Origin of the sequence: Streptomyces manipurensis (assembly GCF_049570255.1) — a bacterium.
Taxonomy (GTDB): domain Bacteria; phylum Actinomycetota; class Actinomycetes; order Streptomycetales; family Streptomycetaceae; genus Streptomyces; species Streptomyces manipurensis.
In genome coordinates this window covers 7,644,503-7,671,080 of the sequence record NZ_CP186950.1, presented here as the reverse complement: position 1 = coordinate 7,671,080, position 26,578 = coordinate 7,644,503, and the positions used below count along the sequence as shown (strand labels likewise).

The 26,578-nt window shown below is 74.5% G+C and carries 30 protein-coding genes; 12 read left to right on the top strand and 18 right to left on the bottom strand.

What is annotated here, in order from left to right; translation table 11 throughout:
* Window positions 1-77 precede the first annotated feature (77 nt).
* Both ACPU2J_RS35040 and ACPU2J_RS35035 read right to left on the bottom strand, forming a co-directional pair.
* Window positions 78-869 carry a hypothetical protein gene (locus tag ACPU2J_RS35040; protein ID WP_423834881.1) on the bottom strand — a complete coding sequence of 264 codons (792 nt, stop codon included), beginning with the start codon at window positions 867-869 and terminating at the stop codon, window positions 78-80.
* An 85-nt stretch (window positions 870-954) separates the two neighbouring features.
* The gene (locus ACPU2J_RS35035) at window positions 955-1,506 is read right to left on the bottom strand and encodes a hypothetical protein (protein WP_401169997.1); all 552 of its coding nucleotides are present in this window, start codon (window positions 1,504-1,506) and stop codon (window positions 955-957) included.
* A gap of 90 nt (window positions 1,507-1,596) precedes the next feature.
* Between ACPU2J_RS35035 and ACPU2J_RS35030 the strand changes: the two genes are divergently transcribed.
* Both ACPU2J_RS35030 and ACPU2J_RS35025 read left to right on the top strand, forming a co-directional pair.
* A complete protein-coding gene (locus ACPU2J_RS35030) occupies window positions 1,597-2,184 on the top strand; it encodes an Imm21 family immunity protein (protein ID WP_423834880.1) in 588 nt (195 codons plus the stop codon).
* A 321-nt stretch (window positions 2,185-2,505) separates the two neighbouring features.
* Window positions 2,506-2,751 carry a response regulator transcription factor gene (locus ACPU2J_RS35025; RefSeq protein WP_420078059.1) on the top strand — a complete coding sequence of 82 codons (246 nt, stop codon included), beginning with the start codon at window positions 2,506-2,508 and terminating at the stop codon, window positions 2,749-2,751.
* A 95-nt stretch (window positions 2,752-2,846) separates the two neighbouring features.
* On the opposite strand, the gene ACPU2J_RS35020 is transcribed toward ACPU2J_RS35025, so the two are convergent.
* Window positions 2,847-3,122 (bottom strand): isoamylase early set domain-containing protein, encoded by a 276-nt coding sequence (locus tag ACPU2J_RS35020; protein ID WP_361607135.1) that lies wholly within the window; start codon window positions 3,120-3,122, stop codon window positions 2,847-2,849.
* A 221-nt stretch (window positions 3,123-3,343) separates the two neighbouring features.
* Here ACPU2J_RS35020 and ACPU2J_RS35015 point away from each other — a divergent pair, with 221 nt between their 5' ends.
* The gene (locus ACPU2J_RS35015) at window positions 3,344-3,868 is read left to right on the top strand and encodes a hypothetical protein (RefSeq protein WP_420078060.1); all 525 of its coding nucleotides are present in this window, start codon (window positions 3,344-3,346) and stop codon (window positions 3,866-3,868) included.
* A 47-nt stretch (window positions 3,869-3,915) separates the two neighbouring features.
* On the opposite strand, the gene ACPU2J_RS35010 is transcribed toward ACPU2J_RS35015, so the two are convergent.
* The 7 genes from ACPU2J_RS35010 to ACPU2J_RS34980 form a co-directional block, all read right to left on the bottom strand.
* Window positions 3,916-4,530 (bottom strand): hypothetical protein, encoded by a 615-nt coding sequence (locus ACPU2J_RS35010; protein ID WP_420078061.1) that lies wholly within the window; start codon window positions 4,528-4,530, stop codon window positions 3,916-3,918.
* A gap of 133 nt (window positions 4,531-4,663) precedes the next feature.
* Complete coding sequence (locus ACPU2J_RS35005; protein WP_420078062.1) at window positions 4,664-6,061, bottom strand: LCP family protein; 1,398 nt, start codon at window positions 6,059-6,061, stop codon at window positions 4,664-4,666.
* 135 nt (window positions 6,062-6,196) lie between these two features.
* Window positions 6,197-6,454, bottom strand: coding sequence for a hypothetical protein (locus ACPU2J_RS35000; protein WP_361607123.1), 258 nt, complete (start codon window positions 6,452-6,454; stop codon window positions 6,197-6,199).
* Entirely contained in the window at window positions 6,441-6,722 is a 282-nt protein-coding gene (locus ACPU2J_RS34995; RefSeq protein WP_365081905.1) for a DUF6400 family protein, read from the bottom strand. The genes ACPU2J_RS35000 and ACPU2J_RS34995 overlap by 14 nt, the downstream gene beginning before the upstream one ends.
* A gap of 63 nt (window positions 6,723-6,785) precedes the next feature.
* On the bottom strand, window positions 6,786-7,379 hold the full coding sequence (locus ACPU2J_RS34990) for a DUF4232 domain-containing protein (RefSeq protein WP_420078063.1): 594 nt from the start codon (window positions 7,377-7,379) through the stop codon (window positions 6,786-6,788).
* A 164-nt stretch (window positions 7,380-7,543) separates the two neighbouring features.
* Entirely contained in the window at window positions 7,544-9,220 is a 1,677-nt protein-coding gene (locus ACPU2J_RS34985; RefSeq protein WP_423835046.1) for a serine/threonine-protein kinase, read from the bottom strand.
* A gap of 100 nt (window positions 9,221-9,320) precedes the next feature.
* Window positions 9,321-10,019, bottom strand: a complete 699-nt coding sequence (locus tag ACPU2J_RS34980) for a hypothetical protein (protein ID WP_420078064.1) — start codon at window positions 10,017-10,019, stop codon at window positions 9,321-9,323.
* 194 nt (window positions 10,020-10,213) lie between these two features.
* On the opposite strand from ACPU2J_RS34980, the gene ACPU2J_RS34975 reads away from it, so the two are divergent.
* Entirely contained in the window at window positions 10,214-10,711 is a 498-nt protein-coding gene (locus ACPU2J_RS34975; protein WP_423834879.1) for a GNAT family N-acetyltransferase, read from the top strand.
* A gap of 103 nt (window positions 10,712-10,814) precedes the next feature.
* On the top strand, window positions 10,815-10,997 hold the full coding sequence (locus ACPU2J_RS34970) for a hypothetical protein (RefSeq protein ID WP_361605813.1): 183 nt from the start codon (window positions 10,815-10,817) through the stop codon (window positions 10,995-10,997).
* A gap of 23 nt (window positions 10,998-11,020) precedes the next feature.
* Here the strand turns inward: ACPU2J_RS34970 and ACPU2J_RS34965 are convergent, their stop codons facing one another.
* Window positions 11,021-11,209 (bottom strand): DUF6381 family protein, encoded by a 189-nt coding sequence (locus ACPU2J_RS34965; protein ID WP_361605816.1) that lies wholly within the window; start codon window positions 11,207-11,209, stop codon window positions 11,021-11,023.
* Window positions 11,210-11,408: 199 nt separating this feature from the next.
* Window positions 11,409-11,696 carry a DUF3253 domain-containing protein gene (locus ACPU2J_RS34960; protein ID WP_420078066.1) on the bottom strand — a complete coding sequence of 96 codons (288 nt, stop codon included), beginning with the start codon at window positions 11,694-11,696 and terminating at the stop codon, window positions 11,409-11,411.
* A gap of 298 nt (window positions 11,697-11,994) precedes the next feature.
* On the opposite strand from ACPU2J_RS34960, the gene ACPU2J_RS34955 reads away from it, so the two are divergent.
* The 5 genes from ACPU2J_RS34955 to ACPU2J_RS34935 are packed head-to-tail and all read left to right on the top strand — an operon-like array spanning window position 11,995 to window position 19,472.
* Window positions 11,995-13,317 (top strand): phenylacetate--CoA ligase family protein, encoded by a 1,323-nt coding sequence (locus tag ACPU2J_RS34955; protein ID WP_420078067.1) that lies wholly within the window; start codon window positions 11,995-11,997, stop codon window positions 13,315-13,317.
* Window positions 13,314-14,657, top strand: a complete 1,344-nt coding sequence (locus tag ACPU2J_RS34950; protein WP_420078068.1) for an MFS transporter — start codon at window positions 13,314-13,316, stop codon at window positions 14,655-14,657. Before ACPU2J_RS34955 ends, ACPU2J_RS34950 begins: the two co-directional genes overlap by 4 nt.
* Window positions 14,654-15,799, top strand: coding sequence for a GNAT family N-acetyltransferase (locus tag ACPU2J_RS34945; RefSeq protein ID WP_420078069.1), 1,146 nt, complete (start codon window positions 14,654-14,656; stop codon window positions 15,797-15,799). The genes ACPU2J_RS34950 and ACPU2J_RS34945 overlap by 4 nt, the downstream gene beginning before the upstream one ends.
* The gene (locus tag ACPU2J_RS34940; protein WP_423834878.1) at window positions 15,796-16,953 is read left to right on the top strand and encodes an acyl-protein synthase; all 1,158 of its coding nucleotides are present in this window, start codon (window positions 15,796-15,798) and stop codon (window positions 16,951-16,953) included. Before ACPU2J_RS34945 ends, ACPU2J_RS34940 begins: the two co-directional genes overlap by 4 nt.
* 2 nt (window positions 16,954-16,955) lie before the next feature.
* A complete protein-coding gene (locus ACPU2J_RS34935; RefSeq protein ID WP_423835045.1) occupies window positions 16,956-19,472 on the top strand; it encodes an acyl-CoA reductase in 2,517 nt (838 codons plus the stop codon).
* Between the two features lie 49 nt (window positions 19,473-19,521).
* On the opposite strand, the gene ACPU2J_RS34930 is transcribed toward ACPU2J_RS34935, so the two are convergent.
* A complete protein-coding gene (locus tag ACPU2J_RS34930; RefSeq protein WP_420078071.1) occupies window positions 19,522-20,034 on the bottom strand; it encodes a DUF427 domain-containing protein in 513 nt (170 codons plus the stop codon).
* A 170-nt stretch (window positions 20,035-20,204) separates the two neighbouring features.
* Here ACPU2J_RS34930 and ACPU2J_RS34925 point away from each other — a divergent pair, with 170 nt between their 5' ends.
* Window positions 20,205-20,936, top strand: a complete 732-nt coding sequence (locus tag ACPU2J_RS34925; protein ID WP_423834877.1) for a hypothetical protein — start codon at window positions 20,205-20,207, stop codon at window positions 20,934-20,936.
* A 39-nt stretch (window positions 20,937-20,975) separates the two neighbouring features.
* Here ACPU2J_RS34925 and ACPU2J_RS34920 read toward each other — a convergent pair whose 3' ends face one another.
* Together ACPU2J_RS34920 and ACPU2J_RS34915 are read right to left on the bottom strand one after the other, a co-directional pair.
* Entirely contained in the window at window positions 20,976-22,502 is a 1,527-nt protein-coding gene (locus ACPU2J_RS34920) for a hypothetical protein (RefSeq protein WP_423834876.1), read from the bottom strand.
* Window positions 22,503-22,577: 75 nt separating this feature from the next.
* The gene (locus ACPU2J_RS34915) at window positions 22,578-22,985 is read right to left on the bottom strand and encodes a UBP-type zinc finger domain-containing protein (RefSeq protein WP_423834875.1); all 408 of its coding nucleotides are present in this window, start codon (window positions 22,983-22,985) and stop codon (window positions 22,578-22,580) included.
* A 196-nt stretch (window positions 22,986-23,181) separates the two neighbouring features.
* On the opposite strand from ACPU2J_RS34915, the gene ACPU2J_RS34910 reads away from it, so the two are divergent.
* On the top strand, window positions 23,182-24,687 hold the full coding sequence (locus ACPU2J_RS34910; RefSeq protein WP_423834874.1) for a cryptochrome/photolyase family protein: 1,506 nt from the start codon (window positions 23,182-23,184) through the stop codon (window positions 24,685-24,687).
* A 91-nt stretch (window positions 24,688-24,778) separates the two neighbouring features.
* On the opposite strand, the gene ACPU2J_RS34905 is transcribed toward ACPU2J_RS34910, so the two are convergent.
* The 3 genes from ACPU2J_RS34905 to ACPU2J_RS34895 form a co-directional block, all read right to left on the bottom strand.
* Complete coding sequence (locus tag ACPU2J_RS34905) at window positions 24,779-24,952, bottom strand: CsbD family protein (protein WP_361605849.1); 174 nt, start codon at window positions 24,950-24,952, stop codon at window positions 24,779-24,781.
* A complete protein-coding gene (locus ACPU2J_RS34900) occupies window positions 24,942-26,093 on the bottom strand; it encodes a hypothetical protein (protein WP_423834873.1) in 1,152 nt (383 codons plus the stop codon). Before ACPU2J_RS34900 ends, ACPU2J_RS34905 begins: the two co-directional genes overlap by 11 nt.
* Window positions 26,094-26,289: 196 nt before the next feature.
* The gene (locus tag ACPU2J_RS34895; RefSeq protein WP_423834872.1) at window positions 26,290-26,511 is read right to left on the bottom strand and encodes a hypothetical protein; all 222 of its coding nucleotides are present in this window, start codon (window positions 26,509-26,511) and stop codon (window positions 26,290-26,292) included.
* Window positions 26,512-26,578 lie beyond the last annotated feature (67 nt).

Genomic DNA, 26,578 nt, shown 5'->3' with positions numbered 1-26,578 from the left:
GGCCAAGAACCGTTCCGGGAAGCGGATTTCATGCTGCGTCGCGGGAAGGCCGCTGGCCTCCGGTTCGCGTCCGGCCGTCAACTCGCTGGAGGTGTGTGGGGTGCTGCGGCGACCTGGGCCATCGTGCGGAGCTTCGTGAAGTAGGAAGCGCAGTACTCCTCGTTGATCAGAGGGATGACCTTGTCGAGGTTGGCGATGCAGCCCCAGAGGTGGGCGAGGCCTCTGTCGTCGAGTCCGCCCGTCAGCTCCCTCTGTACGAGGCCGGCGACATCGGCGTCGAGGAGGAGCAGGTCCACGCCGTCGGAGTCCACGCCGCGGAAGCCGTCGGGAAACAGTGCGCGCAGGTGGGCCTCCCACAGCCGGGCGAGGTCCCCGGCAGGCTGCGCTCCGCCCGGGGCGGTGGCTGTCGCCTCTGGCGTGGACGGTGGGCGAAGGAGCAGGGAGACGGCGTCGAAGACGGCGCGCACCATGGTGACGGCCCGGAGTGGGCGGAGGGCGGCACTCGACTCGGCACCTTGCCCGAGCTCGTCGCGCAGCAGTCGGCCGCGGTCGAGTGCGGCGGCGAGTTCAGCGGTGATGAGGCCTGTTCCGGTGGCTCGCTCGATGAGGGTGTGGAGCGGTTCGTTCGTGGCCAGACGCTCGGCGAGGACGTGTTCCAGGGCCAACAGGGAGTGCGTGACGGCGACGGTGGCGAACTCGTACCTGTAGGAGGAGTGCCGGATGAGGTCGCGGGAGGTTTCCAGCGCACTCATGACGTACATCGATGCGCCGCCGGGCAGAGCCAGATCGGCAACCAGATCGTGCATGTCCGCGTAGTCGAGTACGAGGTCGCGGGCGCGCGGGTCACGGGGCGGTGGCAGGGTGTTCACCGGTGCAGTCTTGTCGCCGGAGAGCCTTCGGCTCCCGCGGATTTGCTCTGGGCGGTCGGCAGGCTGCGGGGGGCGTTCCTCCGGGTCAGCCGGCCTGCCGTCGCCCGAGCAGGCGGCCCTGCTGCTGCTTCAAACCTGCGAACCCCTGCCGGGCGTACGCGGCTATCTCCTCGCTGGGGAAGGGGACCACGGACTGGTGCTCGTCGTAGCGTCCCTGCTCCCACCGGGCGGCCGTGATCTCGTAGCCGGAAACGTGTGCGCACAGCTGGAGCAGGATCGGCGGCATCTCCGGTTCGCTCAAGAGGTCGGCGCGCTTGATGACGAGGTCGCGCATCGCCTGGATGTTCGGGAGGAACACCGTCTTCACCCACAAGCGCCACTCGGCGAGTTCCTCCTCGGTCGGCGGTGTCTCGTGCGCGAAGGGCGACCTGCCGTCTGGGCGGGCGTTGCGTTCCCTGAACGCGGCGAAGATGCGGCCGTTGGCTTCCGTGAGGGCGAACAGCGGTCCGTAGAAATCGCTGAGCTGCCGGTTCAGGCGAGCCAGGCGTTCTTGGCGCTGTGACATGCGCAAGCCGTTGAGGTAGGTGGCGACATAACCGGCGAAGGCCAGCGCGATGGTAACGACGACTGTGATCACGGGAGGTGATGCTAGAGGCTGCCCCGCCACTGCTGCGCCTCACTCCCTGAGCAAGCGGGTGTTGTCGGTGGGTGAGGCGACACTGGCGGCATGAACCCCTCCTCGTCGACCGCAGACGCTGCCTCCCGTCCTTCCCCTGTCTGGGTGGAGTCGATGGGCGGCCCTCTGATCGTTGTCCCCGTCTCGGCCCTGGCCTCCTGGGGCGGCTGCACCGAGAGTGGTGTCATGGCGGGGGATGGCACCGCTCCGGACGACTACGACCGTGCCTGCGCGCTGGAGGATCTGGCCGGTGTGATTCCCGTCGGTGAGAACGGTGCGCAGGCACTGGTACTCGCGGACGAACCGGCCACCAGCTGCTATCTGCCCGAGAGCCGGACCTTCTTGCGGTGGCTCGCCGCCGGCTCCGAGCGGGGCGTGAGAGCCGCGGCAGATGCCGCCCTCGCAGACCCGGCCACGGTGTGGGAGGAGTGCGGCACCTGGGAGTCGGACGGTCCGGCGGTGCTCATGGACTCCGCCGGAGCGGGTTCCGACTTGGGTGTCGAGTACCCCGACGGCGGGATGCCCGCCGAGGCGGCGGTCCCGCTGCCAGCCGGACGCTGGAGGATCCGGGCCGCGCACACCACAGTCGACGAGGAGCACCGGGTCGGCCTGGTCCAGCTCCTGCCCGTGCCCTCCTGAACGCTCTCGACACGACCTGCGGTGGCATTGAGGTGACGCAGGGATGTCCGTCGGTCGCATCGTGTTGTCGGGGCCGTCTGCCGGCGGCGGCATGCCCAGCCACCTGCCAGTCCGCCCACCAGGCAGTTCGCCCGCCGGGCGCCCCCGTCAGGGGTTCCCCGTCCGCATCGCTGTCACACGCCTGTGACAGACGGCGGACAGGGCCGCGAAATCGCGCCGCCAAGCTCGAAGTAATCCAAAGGGGACATTTCGCCCGATGTTCCCGACTGCTTCCGAGGACGTGAGCAGTGATGGCCCACCCGCACCGCCGGAGGACATCCCATGAGCCTCACCCTCGCCGAGCCCCAGCAGCAGGCCCAGCAGGCCGAGCCGCAGGCCGTCTCCCTCGCCCCCCGCGAGGAGGAAGCCCTCCGCCACATCGCCGCCGGTCACACGTACCTGCAGACCGCCCGCCACATGGGGCTCTCCAAGCACACCGTCGACGCCTACCTGCGCCGCATCCGCAGCAAGCTGGGCGTCCACACCACCGCCGAGCTGACCCGCCTCGCCATCGCCCTCGGCCTCTGACCCGCCCGACCCACGGCCCACCCACCCACGGCAGCAGCCCGCCGGGTCCCCGTGTACGCGTCCTGCGCGTACGGGGACCCGGCGGGCTGCTGCGATCAGGTGTGGAGGCGGCTGTTGGAGCCCTCGCGGTCCCCCGCGCTCTCGTCGTTGAACCAGTAATCACCCGCCGCCAGGTAACGGAACGAATGCGCGCTCTCACTCGGCAGCGTCAGCGTCACCGCGCGCTTGCCGTCCCTGCGCAGCTCCAGCGTGTGCACACCGGGCTGCCAGCCGTTGAAGTCACCGACCACGCTGACCGGCCCTGGCGGGACATCGGCCGGCAGCACGAACGTGACCTCGGTACGACCTTTGCGCAACGTACGCTCCAGCATCAAACGACTCCTGACCGAGAAGAGCGGGCGGGGACACCCGCCCATCGTGCGGCCAGGGCCCCCGGCCCGCACCCCGACGCCGGCCCGTTCCCGGCGCCGACACCCCACCGGGTGCGGGCCCACCCACGATCGGCGAAGCTGGGCATGGCTGTGCCCCTTCCGCCTCGGCGCGGCCGGAGACAGCAGGCGAGGCGAGCGGTACGCAGTAGGCAGGAGGCACCGTGGACATCCCCGACACCGTCAGGACAGCCAGGAAAACCAGGAATGCCGCCACAGGCACGGCACGGCGCCCCCGGATCCGGGGACGGGTACGGGCAGCCGGTCTGATGTGCGGCGCGGCCGTGCTCGTGGCGGGTGCCCTGCCGCTCGCCGCCCTCCCCGCGGCCGCCGCGGCCCCCATGCCCGCACCGCAGCTCGTGGTCGTCGACTGCTTCGAGCAGCCCCAGACACGGCCCGCCGAGTACCTCCTCGCCTGCGGCGACGGCAACAACCAGCTGGTCGACCTGGACTGGAGGACGTGGGGACCCAAGACCGCCACGGCCACCGGAACGGACCTCGTCAACGACTGCCGGCCCAACTGCGCCGCGGGACGGTTCCGCTCCTACCCCGTCACGGTGACGCTGACCAAGCCCCAGCCGTGGCCCGAGCGCCCCGACACCCACCGGTTCACGGAGATGCGGCTGGTGTACACGGACACGGCCCCCGCGCCGGTGCCGAAGGACGTCACGTACAAGCTCGTCTACTGAGGCCGCCCCGCCCGTGGTGACGGGTGGCGGCCGCCCCGCCACCCCCCTCAGGGCCGCAGTCCGGCGCGCCCGAGCGCGACCTCCGCGAGCGCTGCGACGATCTGCCGGTCGCCGCGGCGCCAGCCGTCCGCCAGCCCGGCCGGTGAGACGGAAACGCCGGAGACCGTGAGGAGGTCGCCCGGCGGCCCGTTCAGGGCGCGCAGCGCGAGCAGGTCGGCGCCGCCCGGTGCGTCGAAGAGGCGGCGGACGTCCGCGCTGCGACGGATCCACCGCAGGCGCAGCGGCAGCCACAGCAGCAGGACGAAGGCCACCGGGAAGACGATCAGGGCGAGGGCGGCGAGGGTGGCCACCTGGCCGACGACGTCCTGGAGCGACTGGCCGGCGTCGGCGAATCCCGTCGAGGCGTCCGCCGCGGTCCGGAAGGGCTTCTGCAGGAGGTCGCCGACGAGGGGCACCCCCGAGGCCGTCTCGCCCGCGTCGACGAGGGCGGAGGCGAGGCTCTCCCCGGAGCTCTCCACCCTGCGTCCCGGCTCGGCCAGCAGCATGATCGCGTCGTGCACGGCGAGCGCGAACCACACCGCTGCGCCGATCACGGCCGCCGCGATCAGGTCAGCGAGGATCTGGCGGTTCCGCCGCCCGGGAGTCTGGGCGTAGAGACGCATCGGCTGCTCCTCTTCCGGTCGGGCGTCTGCATCGGGTCGGTCTCGGGCGGCGGCGCCGCGCCCGGGGCTTCGGCCGGCGGCCCTGCCCCCTACCGCGGCGCCCCGGCCCGCCTACCGCGGTGCTCCGCCCCGCCTACCGCTGCTGCGGGCCGGCCGGCGCCCGGGGCGGCAGGTCCGGGCAGCGCAGGGTGGCGGACGTGACCGGTGCGCCGTCGGCGATGTTGCGGTCGTACGTCACGGCGCGCACCTGGACGGGTTCCGCCCCCACCGACACCGTGAACGAGGCGGCTCCGGCGGGCAGCGCCGCCAGCCGGGCTCCGGGCAGCGCCGCGGCGAGGGTGTCGGCGTCCTCCTCGCGGCCCGCCGGGTAGCGGATGACGGGGCCGCCGGCGGGACGTACGGCCGGGGCCGCGGCGGAGGTGTCGGTGACCGCGAAGCCGTTCGCGCGCAGGGCGTCGGCCACGGCCGGATCGTCCACCCCGACCGGGATGCGGGCGGGATCGGTGGGCGCGGGGTTCTGGGCGACGGGCTGGATCCCGGGGTCGCCGGTGATGGGCCGGTCGGCGCGCAGGGCGTCCCACAGGGCGGCCGAGCGGGGCTCGTCCCACACCAGGGTGGAGCCGACGCCGGGCACCCGGTGGTCGAACAGCCGGATGGGGACGGTCGCGAACTCGGTGCGGTCGGCGCGCAGGCGGCCGAGCGCCAGGCCGAGGCCGATCAGGTCGGACAGGCCCGTGTGCGGGTCGGTGCGTACGGTCTTGAGCAGGGTACGGGCCGTGGCGGCGGCGCGGGGGGCGCTCGAGAGGGCTCCGTCCCCGGTCAAGCGGGCCAGCAGGTCGTTCACCGTGCGCTGCTGGCGGCGCACCCGGCCGAGGTCCCCGGGGCGGAGGTTGACGTGCCGGGCGCGGACGTAGCGGAGGGTCTGGTTGCCGTTGGTGTGGTGGACGCCGGCGGCGATGTCCAGGCCGGAGTTCTCGTCCTTCAGCGGACGGTCGGTGCAGACCGTGGCACCGCCGAGGTTGTCGACGGTCTTCTCGAACCCGGCGAAGTCGGTCTCCAGGTAGTGGTCGACGCGCAGGCCGGTCGCCTTCTCCACCGTCTTCACCGTCAGGGGGCCGCCACCCAGCGCGTAGGCCCCGTTGATCTTCCCCTTGCGCGCTGCGGCCGGAGCTCCCAAATCGTCGGGCGACGGCGCGGGGGACGAGGCCGGCGACGAGGACGGGGGCAGGGGCGCGTACTCGACGTAGGAGTCCCGTGGGATCGACACCACGCTCGCCCGCCGCCGGTCCTGCGACAGGTGGACCAGCATCATCACGTCGGTGCAGTTGCAGCCCTTGCCGCCCACGTGCAGACGGCGTTTCTCGGCGGCCGAGAGGCCCGCGCGGCTGTCGATGCCGACGACGAGGATGTTCGTTCCGCGCCGCAGCTCACCGGCCGCGGGGCCGGCACCGGCGGAGACGGCCCGGGCTCCCGAGAGGGTGCCGGTGGAGACGACGGCCAGCAGCGTGAGGGAAACGGTGAGTCGACGCAACGCACATCCCCGAGGTCGTAGTACCAAAAGGTGCGAAATGTGACATTACTGGGACAATGCGTCACCGGGTGGCACGACACCGTTCACGGGGCGGCGGTGGGGTCGGCGGGCCGAGCGGTCGGCCGACGGGGCGGGTCAGTGGTGGGGACGCGTCGGGTCGAGACGGTTCCAGTGGGAGCGGGTCGCACCGAACCCCGATTCGTGGACCCAGACGTGGGTGCAGCCGGGGCACTGGAGGTGCAGGAGGCTGCCCGTGTTGGTGAGGAGGTAGCGCCAGTGGACGGAGCAGCTGCGGCGCTCCCCGCACGGCTCGCAGTCGGCGCTGTCCCGGCAGCGGGGGCAGGCGACCCAGGCGCGGCGGCCGGGGTCGGCCTGCGGGTCAAGAGGCAGCAAGGCCGTCTCCCCGCCTGGGCAGGACCCCGGAGGCGACGAGTTCGTCGTAGAGGCGCTGCTGGTCGGCGTCGAGCCCGGAGTACAGCAGGTCGTACGCGGCCTCCTCACCGAGGAGGACCTCCACCGGGTCCCAGTCGGGGCCGATGGCCTCCATCACCTGGGCGCGCCGCAGCACCTCCTGGGAGGTGAGGTCGACGGCGAAGTCGACGAGGCCGGCCCCGACGGAGGGGTCGGGCTGCGGCGAAGGAGACGGGTCGTGGGGGGCCATGAATCGAACTTAGGTATGCCTTCCTTGCCCGGTCAAGGGAGGGTGGGCGGAGTCACAGACGTCTCAGGAGGCCGGCCGGAAGGCGGTGGCGCGGACGCCCGTGCCGCACAGGGCGAAGTTGCCGCCGTCGTCGGGCCCGAGCTGGATCCGGGCACCGGCGACGCCGACGACCATCGAGGGCGCGGCGAAGGGTTCGGCTCCGGAGGCGCAGTAGCCGTCCGCCTCGCCGAGCACGGGGGTGAAGGAGATGCGGGTCTGCGCCGCGGCCCCGGCGGCCAGCTGCACCGGGCGGGCGGCACCCAGCGGGGTCACCGCGAGCGGCTTGCCGCGGCCGGGTGCGCCCTGCCCGGCCAGGGCCAGAGCGGGATACCCGGTGAGGACGCAGGGCCCCGGGCCCTCGTTGACCACGGTGATCCGCAAGCCGGTCGTCCCCTGCCGCTCGGCGCCACCCGCCGTCAGCCGGTCGGCGCCGCACGGGGGCGCCGGGGCGGCAGCGGCCGGCCGGTCCGGCGCGGCCGCGGCGGCCGCGGGGTTCGCGCCCGTCAGCGGCAGGGCGGGCAGGCCGGCTCCGGCCAGGAGGGCAGCCGCCACGAGCAGGGTCCGGCACCGGGCCGGACGACCGTTCGCCGTCACCGTTCGGGCCATGGTGCGGGCCATGGTTCACCTCCGGGAAGAGGGCCGGGGGCGCCCGCAGGCCACCGGAGGTCCGGGGCGGCGGCGGCGCGGCTCCCCTCCCAGCGTGGCACCGCCCCGTCCGGCGCGCCCGTCGCCCACCCCGCACCCTCCCCGTGCGGTCACGGGCTCGGGGTCACGGCTCGCGGTCACGGGCTTCTGGTCAAGGAGGACGGGGCGCCCGCCGACTGCGCGCCCTCCGACTCCAGGGTCACCACCCGGCCCGGTTCGGTCATCGTCAGGACGTAGAGGTTGCCGCGGGGACATTCGAACACGACGTTCTGGTCGGTGGGGTGGCTCGTCGCGGCCTCGAACACGGCGGTGTCATCGCGGAGTTGACGCAGTTGCAGGGCCTCCGTGCAGCCCAGGTTGCGCCCCGTGAGCAGTTCCTTGGCGTCACTGACCTGGCGGCCCACCAGCTCGCCCACCTTCCCCTGGTTCAGGGTGACGGTGACGGAGAACGCGCCCACCCGGGCCCGGGTGATCCCGTCCGCGTCCGGTGTCCCCGGTCCGGTGCCGGTCCAGGTGCCCACCCAGGCGGAGGGCAGCGTGCCCGCCCCGGCTGCCGTACCCGTCGCCGGGGCCGACGCGACCGGGGACGGCGTGGACCCGGTGCCCGTACCGGCGCGGCCGCGGTCCCGGTCGCCGTCCGGGACCAGGCGTACGGCCAGCAGCGCGGCCAGGCCGGCCACGAGGACGGCGGCCGCGGTCGCACCGATCACCCGGCCACGGGCCGCCGCCGCCCACCGGCCCCGCGGCGGGGCGGGCGCCGTCCCCGGGGGCCACGCGGCGGGCGGAGTCGCCGGTACGGGAGGCACCGGGCCGGGGCCGGGGAAGGCGGCCCCGGCCCCGGCCGTGCTCGCACCCCGGAGCTCCGGTGCCACGGATGCACCGCCCTCCGCGGGCGGCACCGGCACGGTCTCCGCCGGCGGGGCCAGCAGCGCGCGCAGCGCGCTCTCGCGCCGGGCGATGTCCTCGGCCAGGGCGGGCGGCGCCGCGCCGCTCCAGTCCGGCTCGCCCGGCGCGGCCGCGAGGCGCTCCCGCACCTGCTCGGCGGTCGGGCGGGCCTGTGGGTCCTTGGCCAGGCAGTCCGCCACCAGAGCCGCGAGCGGTTCCGGGACCCCGTCCAGGCGTGGCTCGTCGTGGACGATCCGGTAGAGCAGGGCGGGCAGCCCCAGCTCGGCCGCCTCGTCGACGAAGGGGCTGCGGCCGGTGGCGGCGTACACGAGGACGGCGGCGAGGGAGAACACGTCCGCCGGAGCCGACGCCACGGCCCCGGTGGCCTGCTCCGGCGCGAGGTAGCCGGGGGTTCCGATGACGGTGCCCGTCTGCGTGTAGCGGGCGTCGCGAGCGGCGCGGGCGATGCCGAAGTCGATCAGGAAGGGCCGCTCGGCACCGAGCAGCACGTTCGCCGGTTTGATGTCGCGGTGCACGACACCGGCCGCGCCCACGGTGACGAGCGCCGCCGACAGTTCGCGCGCCAGGGCGGTCAGCGCGGGCAGCGGCAGCGGGCCGTGGTGCCCGACCCAGTCGGCGAGGGACGGCGCGGCGACGTATTCGGTGGCCAGCCACTGCGGTGCGGCCCCGGGCGGACTGAAGTCGACGACCGAGACCGTCCAGGGGCCGCGGACCCGGTCACTGGTGCGGATCTCGCGGTCGAAGCGCTCGGCGAAGCCCGCCTGCACGCTCAGCTCACGGTGCACCGTCTTGAGGGCGAGCGGGCGGCCCGAGCGCGTCCGGGCGAGGAACACCTCGCCCATGCCGCCCTCGCCCAGCCGCGCCAGCAGACGGTAACCGCCGATCTCCGACGGGTCACCGGGCCGCATCGACTCCACCAACTCGACCTGCCCCTCACGGTTCTGGCACCGGACCGCACAGGGGTGCGCGCCCCCGGGGGTCACCCTAAGGGACGCGCCGGGGACCGGGTCAGCGGGCTCCGCGGTGGTCGTAGACCGTCAGCGAGAGGGCCTTCATCGCCGCGTGGGCCCGTCCGGCGTCGACACCCTGGTCGACGGCTTCGAGGGCGGCGGCGGCCGACACCCGTACGGCCGGCGGCAGGCCCTCCTGGGCGCACACCCGGTAGGCGAACGCGCGGCGGGCGGCGCGCTCCTCGTCGCTCACGCCGAGGGCGGTCAGGGGGAAGGCCGCGGCCTGGTAGGTCGCGATGCTCACCACCACGGCGTCCGCGAGTCCTTCGGCGTACCCGCCCGTGGCATCCGCCCGATCCGAGGGCGCAGAGCGGTCCGAGGAGGCAGAGGGGTCCGCGTGGACCGAGGGGTCCTGCGGGCCCGCGGCGTCGGGCCCGGCCTCGGCAGCGCCCGCGGGCACGGGCAGCCGTACGTGCGAAGGCCCGGCGGGCTCGGCCGCCGGCGCGGGCACGGGTGCGGCCCGAGGCGCCGGCATCGCCGACGGCGATGCCGGCGCCTCGGGCCGGAGGTAGGCGAAGACGTGCCGACGCGACAGGAACGCGCCGATGCCGGCCCCGAGCCCGGCAGCGCCGCCCGCGAGGGCGGCCGTGAGCCGGCCGCCCAGCAGCAGGCCGACGCACACCCCGCACGCCGTCGCGGACGTCACCAGCACGCTGGTGATCAGCAGGTGGATGCGCGCGGCGACGGAAGACCTCATGTCCAGCAGTATGCACACCGAGCCTGTGCCGCCACCGGCCGCGGCTCCGCGGGCGCCGCCGAAACCCGGGTGAGGCGATCCGCCGCGACGCGTACGGTCGGCATGCGCCGGCTCCCGGGCCCGGCGCCCCGCCGCCCACCCGGGCGGCGCCGACGCACCGGCCGGAGACCCGGCCCGTACCGGAGAAACAGACCATGGACCTCCTTCCGTTCTCCCCCGCCCACGCCGCCCATGCCGCCACGGTGGCGGGCTGGGCCACCTCCGCCACCGAACTGGCCCTGTGGTGCGGGGCGCGGGAGTTCCCGCTGCCCCCGCGGGCCGTGCTCGACTGGCACGGGGACGGCGACGTACGTCCCCACCTGCTCTTCGTGGGCGGTGAGCCCGTCGGCTACGGCGAGCTCTGGATCGACGCCGACGAGGACGAGGTCGAGCTCGCCCGCATCATCGTGGCGCCGGAACTGCGCGGCCGGAGCATCGGGCGGACGCTGGTGGCCGGACTCCTCGCGCGTGCGCTGCAGACCGGCCATGCCGACGTCTTCCTGCGCGTCCATCCGGACAACGGCGCCGCACAGCGTTGCTACCTCGGGGCCGGTTTCGTCCCCGTCGAGGCGCAGCTGGCCGACGCCTGGAACGCGTCGCAGCCCGTCGCATACACCTGGCTGCGGCACTCCCCCGATACGCCGGCCGGCTGACCACCCGGCCGGCCGCGGCCCTTTACGGTGGCCGGCCCGCGGGCCCGGTGCGTGCTTCTGCTCCGGCGGGGCACACGGCAGTCACCTACGGAAGGGGCCCACCATGCCGGCTGTCGTCGCCGCAGTGCTGTTCTTCATCGCGTTCCTCATCAACGCGGCGCACATATCCACCAACGACGTCCTGAGCTCGACCAACTTCATGCTGCTCGGTCTCACCGCGCTCGCCCTGCACGTCGCCGGCGTGGGCCGGGGCTGGGGCGGCCGCGTGCGCAGCCGCCGCCGCTGAACCGCCCGTACGGCCACGAACCCCTACATGGGGTCCATGGTGGCGCTCTCGGGGCCGCCCTTCTCCTCGCACCTCGCGCGGATCCGGACGGCCTTCGCCATCAGCCGCTGGCGTTCTCCGGCGTCGTCGGCCCGCTGAGCCCGAAGCTCCAGCTCCTCGGCCTGCCGGCGGAGCTGCCGGGCCTCTTCCCTGCTCTGGCTGTCACCGCTCACGGTCGATCCTCCAGGACGTCGGGGACAAGGACGTACGGACGTGCAGTGGGGTGTGCAGTGGCGGGCCGTCCGCCGGGAAGGCCGGGCGGGCCGTCTCCATACTGGACGCTCGCGCCGATCCGCGCAGGGCGGCGCGGGCCGCGCACCGGGCCGGCAGGGTTCCGGCGGCGTGCGGGGCACGGTCGCCCCGAGGCCCCGTTCAGCGGGCGCGCCGGATCCGGATCGGACCGCGGGCCCGCGACGGGTCCACGACACGTCCGCCCTGGGTGATCTCGACCTCGCCGGCCGCCACCAGGCGCCGCGCCGCGTCCCGGGCCGGCTCCATGAGCCCGCGCCAGCCGTCGCCCCCGTCACCGCCGCCCGCCTCCGCGTGGACCGCTCGAGCGGCTTCGGACGGGCAGATCGTCGCCGCGGGACCCCGCTGCTCCAGCAGTTCGAGGATGGCCCGCTCCAGGCGCCGGTCCCTCCGGGTGTCGCCGTCCGTCACCCGACCAGTCTCGCACCGGCAGCCCCACCCGCGGTCCGGCCATCTGGTTGAAACCGCAAGGACTGCGGCTTATGGCCGCTCTGGCCGGAAATACTTGGCTAATTTGGTGAAAGTGCGCTGATGTTTCATCATCATGACCGCACGTCAGTTCTGCACGTCCGTTCCGGACGTGCTTCGCGGGAAGCAGGGGCGCCGGGGGGTCCCCCGCACAACGGCCCGACCCCGCAGTGGAGTTCACGCTCCCGCGCCGGGTCCCGCCGTGCCTCCCGTACCGTCTCCGTCACCTAGGCAAAGGCCCATGTCCGCCCAGCAGCTCTCGGACCTCATACGTTTCGCCCGTCACAACTCGCCCTACTACCGGGACCTCTACGCATCCCTGCCGCCGCACGTAGACCGCCTCACCGACCTTCCCGTGGTCGACCAGAAGGAGTTCTGGGCGGCCAACACGCTGCAGGACAGCCGCGTGCTGACCGGCCCGCTCAGCGAGGCGACGGTCTACAAGACCGGCGGGACGACCGGGTCCCCCAAGTTCTCCGTCTACACCCGTGACGAGTGGCGCACCTTCGTCACCTCCTTCGGCCAGGGGCTCGTCGACACCGGCCTGCGGCCGGGTCACCGGGTGGCCGACCTCTTCTACGCCGGCGAGCTCTACGCCAGCTTCCTCTTCGTGCTCGACTCGCTCGCCCACGCTCCCGTGGACAACGTGCGGCTGCCCATCGGTGGCGGCGCGCCGCTCGAGTCGACGCTGCCCACCCTGCGCGACCTGTCGGCCCAGGTACTCGCCGGCACGCCCACCACCCTGTGCCGGCTCGCCGAGCAGGCCGTGGCCACCGGCACCCGGCTCGACTCCGTCGAGCTGCTGCTCTTCGGCGGTGAGGCCCTCTTCGACGACCAGCGGCGCCTGCTGGCCACCGCCTTCCCCGGCGCACAGGTCCGTTCCGTCGGCTACGCCAGTGTCGACGCGGGCCTGCTCGGCCGGCCCGTGCCCGGCGCCGACGCACGGGTGCACCGCGCCTTCACGCCGTACTCGCTGGTCGAGATCCTCGACGACGCCACCGGCGAGCCCGTCACCGAACCGGGCCGGCCCGGCCGGGTCGTCGTGACCAGCCTCTTCCGCCGCCTCATGCCGATCATCCGCTACCCCGCGGGGGACCGCGCCGAGTGGACGGGCACCGGGCCGGGGCACTTCCGGATCCTCGGCCGCGCCGAGGAGGGCGTCCGCGTAGGACCCGTCTCCCTCTACACCCAGGACGCGCAGGACGCCGTCGCCGCGGTGGACACCGCCGGGCGGGTCGTCGGCATGCAGCTCGTCGTCCGCCGCTGGGACGGCCGCGACGGACTGGTCCTGCGACTGGCCGCCGCCCCCGGCACCGACCAGGGGGCGGACGGCCGTCCCGATGCGCGCCCGGACGGGTCCGCAGACCCGGAGGCGGGTGCGCGGGAGGCCCTGGCACGGGCGGTCGTCGCCGAGCTGGAGGCCGTACGCCCGCTGTACCCCGACAGCGTGCGGGCCGGATTCGTCCACCCGCTGACCGTGGAGTGGGCGCGTCACCGCGACCTCGCCGTCAACCCGCGCTCGGGCAAGCTCGTGCGGGTCCTCGACGAGAGGCCGACCGCGTGACCGCCGTCTCCGGACCCACCGGCCCCCTCGCCCCCGCCCCCCGGCGGCGCGCCCCGCTGGTACTGCGCAACCGGGCCTTCGCGGCCGTGTGGCTCGGCCAGGTCCTCACCCAGGCCGCCGTGCGCATGTTCCAGGTCGGGGTGTCGTGGTGGCTCGTCGCCCACGCCGTACGCGACTCCCCCGGGCTCGCCTCCGGCCTGTTCATGGCCGTCTGCACGCTGCCCGCCGTGGCACTGGCTCCCGTGGTGGCCCGGGCCGTCGCCCGGTTCGCCCACCGGTCCGTGCTGCGGACCGCCGCGGCCCTGGCCGCGACCGCCTCGGGTGTCCTCGCGCTGTGGGCGTACGGCGACGGGCCGGCGCTCGCCGCCGTGTACGCGGCCGGCCTGGCCCTGGCCACGTGCCAGGCGTTCTTCGACCCCTGCCTGACCACGTCGGTGCCGGAGCTCGTCGACGACGCCGACATCGAGGCGGCCACCGGCTTCGAACTGTCCACCCAGTCCCTGGCCGGCCTGGGCGGAGCGCTGCTGGGCGCCCTGGCCGTCGACCGGGCCGGTGTCGCCGGGCTGGCAGCCGGCTGTGCGGCCGCGTACGCCGGCGCCGCCCTCCTCGTCGCGAGCGCCCGCTTCCGCGGCGCGGCGGCCCCGGACGGCTCCCACGGGGCCCCCGGGCCGCGGTCGCTGCGCAGCATCCTGGGCGAACTGCCCCACGTGCGCCGGATCCTGGTCTGCTTCACCGCGGCCAACCTCTTCACCGCCGCCGTGTTCGTCGTCATCCCGCTCTACACCCGCTCGGTCCTGCACGGCGGGGGCGGCACGGTCGCCCTGCTGGAGGCCTCCCTCGGGGCCGGCGCGCTGATCGGGGCCTTCACCGGCACCCGCGTGCCGGGGCGTCCGACGGTGGCGGGCGCGTGGTGCCTCGCTCTGATGGCCGCGGCCCTGGCCCTGCCCGGACTGCTGCCGCTGCGGCCCGTCATGGCGGGCTGCCTGATGGTGGCCGGCTGGTGCGCGGGGGCGGTCAGCGTCCGCTTCGTGGCGCTCTTCCAGCGGCTGGTGCCGGCCGCCGACAAGCCCGGCTTCTTCGCCGTGATGCAGGCCGTGCTGGGGGCGTCCCTTCCCGTCGCGTCCCTGGTGTTCGGCTTCGCGGGGGACTTCCTCTCGCCGCGGACGCTGTGCCTGGTGCAGGGCGTCGGCCTGCTGCCCGCCGTCTGCGCCCTGGCCCTGCTGGGGTCCCGCACACCCGACCCCGACCCAGAGCCCGGAACAACAGCCGGGCCCGAGCCCGGGCCGGCAGCCGAACCCGCGGCCGGAGCCGCCCCGGAACCCGTCGGAGGCACCGCGTGAACCCCGTCATCAGCCGGGCCACCGGCGCGGACATCGCCGAGCTGCGCCAGCTCTACTACGCCGTCTACGGACCGCACTACCCCGTGGCCCTCGGCACCGACCCCGCCGAGATGGCCCGGCTCATGGACGACCCGCACTCCCTGTGGCTCGTCGCCCGGTGCCCCGGCACGGGCGCCCTGACCGCGTCCGCCGCCATCCACGGCGAGGCGGGCAGCCGCATCGGCCGGCTGGAGGGCATCGCCGTGCACCCCGAGCACCGTTCGGGCGGACTGGCCGGCGCCCTGACCGAGGCGCTGTGCGCGCAGATGCTGGACACCGCGCGGCTCGACTCGGTGTACGCGACCGTGCGCACCGTCGGGGCCGGTCCCCAGCGGGTCGTCGCGCGCAACGGCTTCCGTCCGCTCGGCATCCTGCCCAACGCGGTGGATCTGCGCAGCCGCGAGAGCCTCGCGCTCTACGCGCGTCACTCCCCCGGGGTGCTCGACCGCCGGATGCCGGTCGCCGAAGTGCCCGCCGCGCTGATGCCGTTGGTGCGCACCTCGGAGGCCGCCCTCGGGATCGGCTACGCCGGGGTCCGGTCCGCGCCCGAGGCACCGCCGGTCCCCTCCCCCCGGGGCGGGGGCGAACGGCTGGAGCTGATCGAGGCTCCCGCCTTCGTACGCCGCCGCTTCCGCGAGCGGTTCCCGGACGCGGAGGGCTGGTTCTACCCGCTGCACACCCCCAACGTGCTCCTCACCCCCGAGGACGGGCGCTTCGAGGTGTACGCCTACCTCAACCGGGCCGGCGGCTACTGCTCCCTGCTGTCCGCCCATCCGGATCCGGCCGCCGCGGCCGCGCACCTCGAACCCGTCACGCGGGCCCTGGCCCGCGCGGGTGCGGGATACGTCGAGGCCCTGGTGCCGCTCGCGCACGGGGAGGCCCTGTCCGCCTTCCTGGCCCAGGGGTTCGTCGCCGGGGCCCTGTACCCCGCGATGCGAGCGGACGGGGACGGCTTCCACGACTACGCCGTCCTGTCCCGTTCGAGCGAGCGGATCGACTTCCGCGGCGTCGCCGTCGAGCCGCCCCTCCAGCCCTATCTGGACTGCTACGTGTCGGCCTGGGCGTCGACACACCTGCCCACCACATCCGAGGTTGCCCCGTGAACCCCACCAACCCGCATCTCGCACCGGTCACCGTGCCCGACCCGGAACGGCTGGCCCACGTCCAGCGCCTGTGCGACCTGACCGATCCGTACGCCCACGGCAGCGAGGTCGACGACCTGTTCGCGGCCGCCATGGCCGAGTCCCACGCCTGGCACACCGAGCGCTCCCCCTTCTTCCGCTCGCTCCACGAGGCGACCCCGGTGGCGGAGCCGTACCGGACTCCTCTCGTCCACGCGAACTTCTTCAAGCGCCACGAGGTGCTCTCCGTCCCCCGCGAGGACGTCGAACTGCACCTGACCTCCTCCGGCACCACGGGCCAGAAGTCGCAGATGTTCTTCGACACCTGGACCATCCGCTCGGCGCAGCGCATGGTCGCCCGCATCTTCGAGCGCAACGGGTGGATCACACCGGACCAGGAGGTCAACTACCTCCTCTACAGCTACGAGCCGGCCCCCTCCCTGAACCTGGGGACCGCGTTCACCGACAACTACCTGTGCGACTTCGCCCCGGCGCGCAGCGTCGAGTACGCCCTGCGGAACACCGGCGGGGACCACGAGTTCGACCCGTTCGGCTGCATCGCCGCCCTGCGGCGCTTCGCGGACGAGGACGCGCCGGTCCGGATCCTGGGCTTCCCCGCGTTCCTCTTCTTCACGCTGGAGCGCATGCGGGCCATGGGGATGCCTCCGCTGACCCTGCCCGAGGGCTCGCTCGTCGTCCTCGGCGGCGGCTGGAAGGGCCACGCCGACCGGCGCATCGAGAAGGAGGAGCTGTACGCGCGCGTCACGGAGCAGCTCGGCATCCCGGGCGACCGGATCCGGGACACCTTCGGGTCGGTGGAGCACTGCATCCCGTACATCGAATGCGACCACCACCGGCTGCACGCGCCCGTCTGGTCCAGGGTGACGATCCGTTCGACCCGGAACCTGGAGCCCCTGCCCCACGGGGAGCGCGGCTACCTGCACCTGGTGTCGCCGTACATCACCTCCGTCCCGGCGCAGAGCGTGGTCATGGGTGACCTCGCCTCGCTGCAGCCGGGCGAGGCCTGCGGCTGCGCGCTGCAGACCCCCTGGTTCACCGTGCACGGACGTGCCGGAGTGAGCCGCAACCGCAGCTGCGCGGTGGCCGCAGCGGAACTGATGAAGGGACTGGCGTGACCATGACCGTGCAGCACCATTACTGGCAGGGCTCCTTCATCGGCGACGAGGAGGCCGGGCGCCGGCTGGCCGAGCTGCCCGCCGCCGTGGAGGCCGCGCTGGCCTCCGAGCTGGACACCGAGACCGTGCTGGCCGCCTGCGACGCGCTCGCCGCCGCCTTGCGGGACCCGGCGCACCCCGTGCACGCGCGGCTCGCCGCGCACCTGCCCGAGGGCGAGGACCCGGCGCTGCTGGCCGAGCTCGGCGGGCACCTCGACCGGCGGGAGCTGACCCGCAAGCTGCGCAGCGAGCTGGGCGGGGCGACGCCGAGCCGGCTCAACCGTGCCGATCCCCGCGAGACGGTCTACGAGGCCTGGGCGCCCGTCGGCCTGGTCACCCACATCGCCCCGGGCAACGCGGCGACGGTGGCGCCGCTGAGCATCGTCGAGGGCCTGCTCGCCGGGAACGTGAACGTCCTGAAGACGAGCGGCGCCGACACCCTCCTCACCCAGCACCTGATGGCCGAGCTCGCGGCGCTGGACCCGAGCGGCGCCCTGGCCGCGCGGGTGGTCGTCCTGCGGTTCTCCTCGTCCCGGCAGGACTGGCTGCGCCTGATGTGCGCGCCGGCCGACGTGGTCGCCGTCTGGGGCGGCGAGGCGGCCGTCGAGGGTGTCGCGGCCCATGTTCCGGCCGGCTGCCGGCTGGTGGAGTGGGGGCACCGGATCTCGTTCGCGTACCTGACCGAGGAGACCTGGTCGCGGCCGGAGACCCTCGAAGCGCTCGCGGACGACGTGTGCCTGTACGAACAGCAGGCCTGTTCCAGCCCCCAGGTGGTCTACCTCGACACCGAGGACCGGGACGCGCTGTTCGCGTTCGCCGAGCGGTTCGCCGGGATCCTGGCGGCCCGGCCGCCGGCCGCCGGTGCCGCTTCGCCGGACGGCCAGGACGCCGCGGAGGCGGCCGAGCTGACCACCACCGAACTGGTGGCCCGGCTGGAGGAACACCTCGGGCTGACCCGGGTGTTCTCGGCGCCGGACGGATCGTGGCGGGTCATGGCCGACACCCGTTCGCCGCTCACGGCCTCGCCGCTGCACCGCAGCGTGTGGGTCAAGCCGCTGCCTCGCAAGCGGCTGATCGCCACGCTGCGCCCGATGCGACGGTACCTGCAGACGGCGGGCCTGGCCGGGAGCCCGGCCGAGGTCGCCGAACTCGCGCGCACGGCCCTGGCGGCGGGCGTCACCCGTGTGACACCGGTCGGGGCGATGCACGCCGGCTACGCGGGCGAACCGCACGACGGCGTCTACGCCCTGCAGCGCTACAGCCGCAGGGTCGCGGTGCAGGCCGACCCCGGTGCCTTCGCCTCGGTCGCCTGCCTGGACGACCTGGCGCGCCCCGTCGTCCTGCCCGCGCCGACGGGACCGCTGGTCGGCAAGGAGGACGTGCAGGAGCCGGGCCGGCGCCTGGCGCGGGCGGACGCCGAGCTGTACTTCCGCAGCGGGGGCAGCACCGGTGCCCCGGCCCTGTCGGTGTTCAGCTACGACGACTACGACACGCAGATGCACGCCGCCGCGCGCGGCCTGCTGGCCGCCGGCTACGACCCGGTCGGGGACCGCACGGCCAACCTCTTCTACTGCGGCTCCATGTACGGCAGTTTCATCAGCTTCTTCTCCGTGCTGGAACGGCTCGGCGGGGTGCAGCTGCCGCTGTCGGCCGGGCCCGACCACCGGGCCACGGCGCAGGCACTGATCGACCACGGGGCCGACACCCTGTTCGGTATGCCGTCCTACCTGTGGCAGCTGCTGCACGCCGAGGGTGACGCCCTGCGCGCGTACGGCGGTCTGCGCAAGGTGTTCTACGGCGGCGAGCACTTCACGCGGGAGCAGCAGCACACCCTGCGGGACCGGTTCGGCATCGAGGTGATCCGCTCGATCACGTACGGCAGCACGGACCTCGGACCGCTGGGCTACCAGTGCACCGAGAGCTCCGGCGGCGTCCACCACCTGCACGCCGACCTGCACGGCATGGAGATCCTGGAGCTGGAGGAGGACCGGCCGGTGGCTCCGGGCGGGACGGGACGGCTGGTGTTCAGCACGCACGCCCGGCGCGGCCAGCGGCTGGGCCGGTACGTGATCGGCGACCTCGGCCGGGAGGTGCCGGGCCGCTGTCCGTGCGGACGGTACTCGCCCCGGTTCGAACTGCGCGGCCGCACCGGTGACGTGATGCGGGTGGCCACGTACTTCCTCAACCACCGGCAGCTCCAGGAGCTGGCCGAGGGTCCCGGCGGCCACCGCGGTGAACTGCAGGTCCGGCTGGACGGCGGGGAGGCGCGGGAGCGGCTGACCGTACGGGTGGAACGGGCCGGGACCACCGACACCGGGCGGCTCCGTGAGGTACTCCTCGCGGGCTGCGGGGAGCTCCGCTCCGCGGTGTCGGAGGGGATGCTCGAGCTGGTGGTGGAGGCCGTCGACGGGGCGGCCCTGGACCGCAGTCCCACCAGCGGCAAGCTGCTGGCGGTGGTGGACGCCCGCGGCCGGGCCTGATCCGCGCGGGCGGCTCCGGTGGGCCGGGGTGCCGGTGCGGCCCCCCGGGTCACCAGCCGTGGGTGCCCGGTTCCCCCTTGAAGGGACCCGTGATCTCGCTCGTGATCCAGCCGCCGTAGAAGCCGCCCGTCTGCGCCCGCGCACGTTCACCGTCCACCGTGCACGTGTCCACCCGGTCGGCGTGGAAGGCGAGATGGCCCGTAATCGGCGCGTAGCCGGGGGCCGGGGACTCGTAGCTCCAGGCGACGTCGGTCACGGGCGGGAGGCCGGAGCCCGCGGCGAGGTCCCAGTAGGTGGCGGCGCCCTTCCACTCGCACATGCTCCCGTGTCCCGAGGCACGCAGGAGGTCCGTGCGCACGTCGGAGCGCGGGATGTAGAAGACCGGCGGGTGGCTGGTCTCCAGCACCCGCAGGCAGCGGCGGGAGTCGGCCAGGGTGATGCCCGCGTGGCGTACCAGCACGTGTCGCGTGTCGGGCTCGAGGCGGGGCGGCCGGGGGTAGTCCCACACCGATTCCGTCCGGGCCGTGCCCGCGTCCTGCGTGTCCCTGCCGTGCGTGTCCATGGCGGGCCTCCCGGAGCACCACGCTACGGCTCCGGCACCCGGTCCGGCCACCCCGCCGGGGCGGGGGCGCCGCCGGGGGTGCCGGCCGCGCGCAGCGACGGGTCACCGACAATCGCAGGTGGGGCGGACGCCGGAGCCGCCCGGCCGGATCGGACGACAGGGGCGGGGCCGTGACCGAGGCGACCGGCGTGCGGGAGCTGTGGGACGGGACCTATCGGGCGCTGCTGCCCTGGACCCTGGTGCCGCCGGACGATCTGAACGGCCGGTGCAGGGAGTCGGTCACCGCGGCGCTCGCCGTGTCGTGGGGCGGCTGCGACGACGCCGTCCTCGACGCGCCGGGCACCGAAGAGCAGATCCACGCGGTCCTCGCCGCGCGCACGGCGTACGGGCTCGGCTGGCGGGACGCGGTGCTCGGCGACGTCGCGGCGCGGGCCCGGTCCACCGGGCTGGGCGACGGACCCGCGGGCCTGTGGGCTCCGGCGGGGCGCGGCGGCCGGGGCCGGGGGCGGCCGGTGCGGCCCACCCTCCGCGGGGACCTGGAGTTCTTCGCGGTGCATCCCTGGGCCTCCGAGCTGGAGGTGCTGCGGGCCGTGGGGTGCGCGGTGGAGGCCGACGCGGACGATCCGCGGGCCGCACTGGGCGCGCTGCTGCGTACGGCCTGGCAGCGGCACGCCACCGAACGCCGGGGGTGGGACGACGCCGAATGGTGGCAGTACCTGGACGTCGCCGCCCTGGCGTCCTGGGCCGTGGTCGCACTGGCGCTGCCCGCGCCGGACCCCGCGCGTGCGGGAGCGGACGTCGAGGAGGCCGCCGAGGCGGCCGGCCCGCGCGACTGGACCTGGGCCGGAACCGGGCTGCCGGACGGGTTCCTCGACGCGGCCTTCGACGCGCTGGGGATCTGACCCGTCCGCACGCACTCCCCGGCTCGTGTCAGCCGCTCTTCAGCCGCTCTTCAACCGCCGGACGAACTCGTCGCCGAGGCGGCGCTGGAGTTCCGCGAGCTGCTCGTCGGTCAGGCGCGTGAGGTCACCGGTATCGCCTCCGCCCTTCGCCGCGTCCTGCTGCTTCTGCTGCTCGCGGCGTTGGAGCTCCTGCTCCTCGGGGGAGCCCGGGGCCGCGTGCGCGCAGCGGATGAGGGCGCCGTCGGCCGCCTTGAGGCAGGTGGCCTCGCGCCCGTCGACCGGGCCCCTGCCCTCGACCCGGTAGCGGATGTTCTGCTCGCTGCCGATGGTGGCCGTCCACGTGCTGCCGCCCGTCGGGACCACCTCGAACACCTGGTCGTCGTTGTAGCAGCAGACGTCCCGGTACTCGGCCTTGATGAGGGCGACGAGGGCCTTCGGTGACGACCAGGACGGGCTGAGGCGGTGGACCGTCATCGGGGCGAGGGTGCCTCCCCGGTGGCGGGTGGGAACCGTGGAGACGGCCACCACGGAGCCCGCGTCGCCCTGGGGGGTGAGGGGGGTGACGTAGGCGCTGCCGCCGGAGGTGTCGGCGTGGCGCAGGGTGAACTCGGACTCGTTGCCCTCGTTGGCGCCGTCCTCGGAGGCGTCCCAGCCGCTGCGTTCGAACCACCAGTCGCTGAATCCGCCCACCGCCGCCGTGCCCTCCCGCTGGCGGGCGGCGAGACTGAGGGGGTAGGAGGGGCCGGGCACGGCGGTGGTGTCGGAGGTGAGCGTGAGTTCGCCGGTCCGGCCGTCGTAGAGCGCCACCCCGGCCGGGCGTTCGGTCACGACGAGGAGCCCGGTCTGGCGCTTGAGCGGAACGACCACGACCGGGGTTCCGCTCCGGCAGGTCACGTAGGCGTCGTCGGCGTCGAACCGGACCCACCGGCGCTCGGCGGAGATCTTCCGGCCGAGGTTGTGGCCGAACCAGCCGCCGATCCGGGCGTCGGCCTTCTCCACGTCGAAGGGACAGCGTTCCTGGCTGCGGCCGCTGCCGCCGAGCGGGACCTCCTGAACGAGGCCCACCTCGTACCCGGCGAGCCAGCCACGCCGCTCCACGAGGGCGCCGAAGCGGTCGGAGTCGGGCAGGTAGGTGATGTCGGCGATCTCCCCGGTGACGTCCCCCAGGTGGGGCGCCGCCTGGGCCTTGCCGACCACGTACGGGGAGCGGGCGGACAGCCCCGGCACCGGCTCGGTGACGATCTGCGCGGTCGCCATGTACGCGCGGTCCTGGAGGTAGGCCCCGTACATCAGCCAGCCGACGGCCAGCACCAGCGCCCCGAGGCCGCCCAGCCAGGCCAGGACGGGGCCCGCGCTGCCTCCGCCGCCGGTGCGGTCCGTGCGGCGGCGCAGCAGGCGCACGGCGAGCGCCACCGCCAGGCAGAGGGCGCCGGCCAGGAGCGGCAGTGCGAACCACGCGAAGAGCTTGCGCAGTTCCCACACCGCGATCGTCGTGTAGTAGGAGGCGTACCAGAGCCAGAATCCCGCCACCAGTACGGTCAGTCCCCACCGCAATGCCCGGCCCATGCGCACTCCCCCACCCCCGGTCCGGGCCCCCGCCCGGTGTCGTGCGCTCGATTCTCCACCCGCGGCCGGGCCGTGTCACCGCCTGCCGCGGGCCGTGACGGAACCGGGACGGTGCCCACCGGCGCGGACGAGGAAGACCTCGTCGTCGTAGCACCAGGCCCAGTCCTCGTCGGGGGCGGTGGACACCACGACGGGGTGTCCGGTCTCCTCGTGGTGGGCGTGGGCGTGGCGGCCCCTGGAGCTGTCGCAGCACCCGAGGTATCCACAGGTCACGCACTGCCGCAGGCGTACCCAGGTCCAGCCGAGCGGGAGGCACCCCGAGCACCCGGCGGACGGCAGGGCCGGTGAGTGCCACGGGGTGACGAGGAGTTCCAGGTGGTCGCAGGCGCGGCCGTCCGGCCGCCCCGCGTCGGGTGCCACCTCCCACGTGTCGCCCTGCCGCGCGTCGGCCTCCCGCGCCTCCGGTGCGTCCCGTTCCGTCATCGGTTCTCCTTCCCCCACCTTCTTCGGGCCGGGCGGCGCGTGCGGATGCGCTGCCGGGCGGCTCCGCCGGTCCGCCCACGCGCGCCGTCCGGGTCGAGCGCGCCGGAGCGGAAGGCGCGCCCGGGGAGGCTACGGTGAGGCCCCGCGGGCCCTCCGGGCCCCGTCCCTCCCGGAACACCGCAGGAACGGCGGCTGCATGACGCGCGCGCACTGGCTCTTCGGCGATCAGCTGGGCCCGGCCTTCACCGCCCCGGGCGAAGGCGGCGTGCCGCGCGACGCCCCCGTGGTGATGATCGAGTCGCGGGCGGTGTTCCGCAGGCGCCGCTTCCACCGGGCCAAGGCCCACCTGCTGCTCTCGGCGATGCGCCATCGGGCGGCCGAGCTGGGGGACCGCGTCGTCCACGTGCGGGCCGACACCTACCGCGAGGGCCTGCGGCAGGCCGTCGGCGACTCCCCCGTGACCGTGCACCACCCGACCTCGCGGGCGGCGGCGGCACTGGTGAACTCCCTCGGCAACGTCACCGTCCTGCCGGCCCGCGGATTCCTGCTCGGCCGGGAGGACTTCGCGGCGTGGGCGGCCGGGCATCGCGACGGCGGTCTCCGGCTCGAGAACTTCTACCGCCACGTGCGCGGGCGGCTCCAAATCCTGATGGACGGGGACGGACCCGCCGGAGGGAAGTGGAACCTCGACCACGACAACCGCGAACCACCGCCGCGCGGCGCGAGGACCCTGGGGGCGCCCGCCCCGTACCAGCCCCACGAGGACGACATCGACGCCGGTGTCCGCGAGGACCTCGACCACTGGGAGCGGTCGGGCGAGGTCTCGTTCGTCGGCCGGGACGGACCGCGGCTCTTCCCGGCCGACCGGCGCGAGGCGCTCGCGGCGCTGCGGCGGTTCGTGGAGCACCGGCTCGCCGGGTTCGGGGCGCACGAGGACGCGATGCTGGCGGCCGACCCGGTGCTCAGCCACAGTCTGCTGTCCTCGTCCCTCAACCTGGGCCTGCTCGATCCGGCCGAGTGCGTGGAGCGCGCCGAGGCGGCCTGGCGGTCCGGCGCCGCGCCCCTGAACTCCGTCGAGGGCTTCGTACGGCAGATCGCCGGCTGGCGCGAGTACGTGTGGCATCTGTACTGGCACTTCGGTGAGGAGTACCGGACGTCCAACGTCCTGGGGGCCACCCGCCCGCTGCCGCGGTGGTGGACGGAGCTGGACGCGGACGCCGTGACGGCCCGCTGTCTGTCGACCGCGCTGCGCCAGGTCGCGGACACCGGGTGGACCCACCACATCCCACGGCTGATGGTGCTGGGCAGTTACGCGCTCCAGCGGGGCTGGGACCCCGCGGCGCTCACGGACTGGTTCCACCGGTCGTTCGTCGACGGCTACGACTGGGTCATGCTGCCCAACGTGGTCGGGATGTCGCAGTACGCGGACGGCGGCCGGATGACGACCAAGCCGTACACCTCCGGCGGGGCCTACATCGACCGGATGAGCGACCTGTGCGGGCCCTGCCGCTACCGTCCCGGTTCGCGCAGTGGGGCGGACGCCTGCCCCTTCACCACCGGGTACTGGTCCTTCCTGCACCGGCATCGGGAGCGCCTGCTGCACAATGCCCGGACCGCGCAGCCGGTCCGGGGCCTGGACCGGCTGGCCGACCTGCCGGAACTGCTCCGCGTGGAGCGGGAGCGGGGCGACGCCGCCCCCTGAGCGGTCCGCGCACAGGGGACACGGGCGCGCGGGCGCCGGACCGGGGACGGTCCGGCGCCCGCGCGGGGCGTGGTGCGTGCAGGAGAATCCGTTAGCGACGGAACATGTCCTTCATCTTCTCCTTGGCCTGGCGTGCATCGCCCTTGGCCTGCTCCGCCCTGCCCTCGGCGGTCATCCGCTCGTTGCCGACGGCCCGGCCGACCGTTTCCTTGGCCTTCCCCTTGGCCTGTTCGACGTGCGCCTTGGCCTTCTGCTCACCCGACATGGTGACCTCCTCGTCGTGGCACCGGATTGGTCGTGACGCGCTTCTGCTCGCATCCGGCGCTCTCAAACCCCGCGGGGCGCGGACGGGAGCTCATCGCGCACAGGTGTCCTGGTAGGGCAGCCCCGATGCGTGGAGCGTCGTCCACGCTCATCCGGTTTCCGTGGCGGCGCTGCCAGGTCAGCCGCAGGGCGTGGGCCAGGTGCGGGAGCAGGCCGGCGTCGTGGTCTCCGTCGCCGCCGGCGGGGACCGCGAGGTCGGCCAGCAGCAGTTCGACGAGGCCGTCCTCCACCTCCAGGCCGACGGCCCGGGCGGGGAACAGGACGGCTTCGCGCAGCTGGGTCCCGGTCATGGGGCCGACGAGGACCTGTCGCTGCTCCAGCGCGGTGCGCAGGGGCCCGAGGTCGGCGCAGCGGGCGTAGAAGTCGGCCCGCAGGCCGTAGACGACGAGGGCGGGTCCGCCGGCGCGGGCCAGCCGGTCGAGCGCGGTGGTGAACCGGCGTCGTACCTCCGCGTCGGCGACCAGGGTGAAGAGTTCTTCCGCCTGGTCGACCACCACGACCAGGCGGCCGGCCCGGCGGGCGGCGAGTGCGGTCCTGAGGCGGGCGGCCACCTCGTCCGGTGCGGAGCGCAGGTCCGCCGCCGTCTGCTCGGGGTCGCCGTCGGTGAGGGCGGCCAGGTGCGTGGCCAGGGCCCGCATCGGGTCGGCGGTCGGGGTGAACACCAGGCTGGGCCAGCGCCGCGAGCCCGGTAACGCGCCCGCGGCGAGGTCGGGCACCAGGCCGGCCCGCAGCAGGGAGGACTTGCCCGCGCCGGAGGGCGCCACGACGGCGAGCGCGCCGCCTTCCCGCAGGCAGGCGTCGAGCCGGGCGGTGAGGCGGGCGCGCAGCGGGTCCCGGCCGAAGTACCAGGCCGCCTGTTCGACTCCGAAGGCGCTCAGGCGGGGGTAGGGGCAGTCGTCGCCCGTGCCGGTCCCCGGCCGGGTGCGGTCCACCCGGTGGGTGCCGTCCCAGTAGTGCAGGTGCAGGTCGCGGCCGGCGACGTGCTGGCTCCCGGCGGCCAGGTAGATCGGTCCGGAGTCGGAGGCGTACGCCTCCATCCGCACCTCCGGCGCGCCTTCCCGCTCGCCCTCGGAGGAGGTCACTGACCGGTGATGTGCATGTCGCCCCCGGACATGTAGATCCGGGCTTCGTCCGCGGCGGTGGCGCGCATGTCGATCCGGGAGGCGGGGCGGGGCGCGGCGGTCGGCGGGGCCAGTTCGGCGAGGAGTTCCCGCAGGTCGCGTTCGAGTGCGGGGTCGGCTGCCAGGAGGCGGCGCAGGCGCGCACGCCATGCGGCGGTCAGGTCCTCCTCGCCCGCCTCGTCACCGTCCCCCGGCGGAACGCCAGGAGTTCGGCGCGCGTCTCGACCAGTTCCGCCTCGACCGTCTCCGCCTGCTCGGGACGGCTGAGCCCCCAGAGGCGGGCGACGGCCAGCTTGGTCTGCTCCCAGGCGTCCGTCGCCAGCAGCCCGACCACCGTGGTCGCCGCCGACGAGGTCAGCGCCACCAGTTCCGCGTCCATCCCAAGTCCCCCTCTTCGGTTGGACGTTCGTTCTGCCGGACGCCCCGAGCACGGTGCGCGGCCGGCC